2 protein-coding genes, 2 tRNA genes and 1 pseudogene are annotated in these 2,189 nt (G+C 66.6%); 3 read left to right on the plus strand and 2 right to left on the minus strand.

The genetic code is table 11. From position 1 onward, the window contains the following. The first annotated feature begins 268 nt into the window (after positions 1–268). The 3 genes from BN903_RS11990 (at position 269) to BN903_RS12000 (ending at position 1,025) form a co-directional block, all read left to right on the plus strand. Positions 269–376 (plus strand) — tRNA-Asn (locus BN903_RS11990). Between the two features lie 64 nt (positions 377–440). Continuing rightward, on the plus strand, positions 441–905 hold the full coding sequence (locus BN903_RS11995) for a group I intron-associated PD-(D/E)XK endonuclease (RefSeq protein WP_048077952.1): 465 nt from the start codon (positions 441–443) through the stop codon (positions 903–905). 44 nt (positions 906–949) lie between these two features. Then, a tRNA-Ile gene (locus BN903_RS12000) sits at positions 950–1,025 on the plus strand. 47 nt (positions 1,026–1,072) lie between these two features. Here the strand turns inward: BN903_RS12000 and BN903_RS12005 are convergent. Together BN903_RS12005 and BN903_RS18355 are read right to left on the minus strand one after the other, a co-directional pair. After that, on the minus strand, positions 1,073–1,936 hold the full coding sequence (locus BN903_RS12005; RefSeq protein ID WP_048077953.1) for a TIGR01548 family HAD-type hydrolase: 864 nt from the start codon (positions 1,934–1,936) through the stop codon (positions 1,073–1,075). 102 nt (positions 1,937–2,038) lie between these two features. Further along, positions 2,039–2,189 (minus strand): annotated as a pseudogene (locus tag BN903_RS18355) (UPF0146 family protein); the annotation flags it as partial.

Below are 2,189 nucleotides of genomic sequence, written 5' to 3' on the forward strand. Positions count from 1 at the left end.
GCTCGCCGCGCGCAGCCGCTCGCGCTCCTCCGGCTCCGGCAGGACGCGCTCGCGGACGCGCGACAGCACCGCCGCAAGCTCGTCCCCGGCGGTCTCCTCGTCGTCCATACCGAACGCTCTCGCGGTCCGGCCGAAAACGTGTCGGTCGGATCGGCGGCGCGATAGCTGGCGGCCGCGCTAACGTCTCGCACCCTTCGGGTCCGTCGAACCTCGCTCCGTTGAGCGGAAACGAAAGCCATATCAAAACAACGTGAGTACGCAGAAGTGAGCCGAAGTAGCTCAGTTGGTAGAGCGCCTCGCTGTTACGACGCTCGGCGGGTCACCCCCGATCGTCACAGTCACGAGGCGGTCCCAGGTTCGAGTCCTGGCTTCGGCGCCTTCCTTCAGACGGCCTACTCAGCTAGCACCTGCTTTTGTACGTTACCGACGTACCGTGTCGCGTGTCCCGCCGCGAACAGTACGAGCGACTCGGAGAACCACAGAAGCGCGGACAGACAACGGAGGCGATCGTCACGGCGGAACTGCTCGCTCGCGACGTATCGGTACTCGAACCGGCGTACGACAACGAGCCGTACGACCTCGTCATCGAGGTTGACGGGGAGTTTCATCGCGTACAGGTCAAGACCGCGTACGACGGGAAACGAGACGGAACGGTGGAGTTCCGAACGCGGAGCGTTCGGACGAAAAGCGAGGGATACGAACGGGAGGGCTACGAGGGGAAGATCGACTACTTCGCTGCGCTGAACGTCGGAGAAGAGGATATCTATCTCGTTTCGATCGAGGAGGCCGGAGCGACAACGGTCACGATCCGGTACGAGCCCGCCGCGAACAACAACCGAGCGAACGTGAACTGGTACGCGGAGTTTCGGCTTGACACGGTCCTCGGGCGTCTCCGATCGAGGTAATGCGGTAGCCTAAAGAACGTGCCTCGTATACCGACCAACCGCGTGGGCCTTTAGCTTAGTCTGGCTCAAAGCCCTCCGCTCATAACGGAGTGATCGCCGGTTCAAATCCGGCAAGGCCCATTTTTGTCCGATCCACGCTGCGGTCTGCGGGTTCGATTCGCTATCGGCTATTCTAATAGATCCACCAGCTCGTTCACGTCCTCGACCACGGCGTCTGCACCGCTCTCGGCGAACTTCTCGCGACCCGACTCGCCCGTCAGCCCGCCCGTCAACACGCCGATTCCGTAGTAGACGCGCGTTGCGTCGCTCTCGTCGGCGTTGCGCGCGGTCCGCACGTCGTCGAGGGTGTCGCCCGCGAACGCGACGCGCTCGGCGTCGAACCGCTCCGCGAGCTCCACGAGCGCCCGCGGGTGGGGCTTCCCCTCCTCCCAGTCGTCCATCGTGAACCGGCGGTCGTCGGGCACGTCGAAGCCGACGCGCTCCAAGGCGATGTCGGCCTCCGCGGCCGGCCGGCCGGTGAGGACGCCCACGTCGAACCGCGCGGTGAGGTCGGCGATGGTCTCGGGGTCGACGAGCGTCGGCTCGTCGTGGATGTACCCTTCCGTCTCGACCGGTGGCTCGCCGCCCTCCAGCTCGCGGTACAGCTCCGAACCGAGGTACAGCGCCTGAAAGGTCTCGCGGAGCGCGTCCCGGTCCCACTGGTCGCGGACGCGAGCCTGCGCGACCCGCGGGAGGTCGCCGACGACATCCTTAGCGGCGTCGAGGCCGCCGCCGAGTTCGCGGACGCGGTCGGTGAACTCGTCGATGTCCATCCGGAGTCCCTCGCGCCGGGCTATCACGAACAGGGCGGCCGCGTCCGTCAGCTCCCAGTCGTTGTTGAACCCGCCGGCGTCCTTGAACGCCTGAATCGCCGCGGGGTCGATCGGCTTGCCGCACACTCGGTCGACGGACTCGAGGATCGCCCGTCGGTAGGAGTCCGCCACGTCGACCAACACCCCGTCGATGTCGAGGACCACTGCGTCGACCTGCATACCGCTACCCCGGCTGGCGGCGGAATGAACGTTCGGGTTCGCGGCCGCCGTCGCCGGTTCCGTCTCGCCTCTTCCCGTCTTGCCCTCGCCGGAACCCGCCGGTCACTGCGCGACGTACACGACCGGTCCCGACTCCGTCGAGCGCCGTCGAACGTCGACGACCGGCTCCTCGAACCCGAGCGTGGTGAACAGGCAGGCGGCGTCGAGCCGCTCGGCGAGCGCGACGGTCGGCGACTGGAGTTCGGCGGGGAGG

It is taken from the genome of Halorubrum sp. AJ67 (assembly GCF_000513435.1).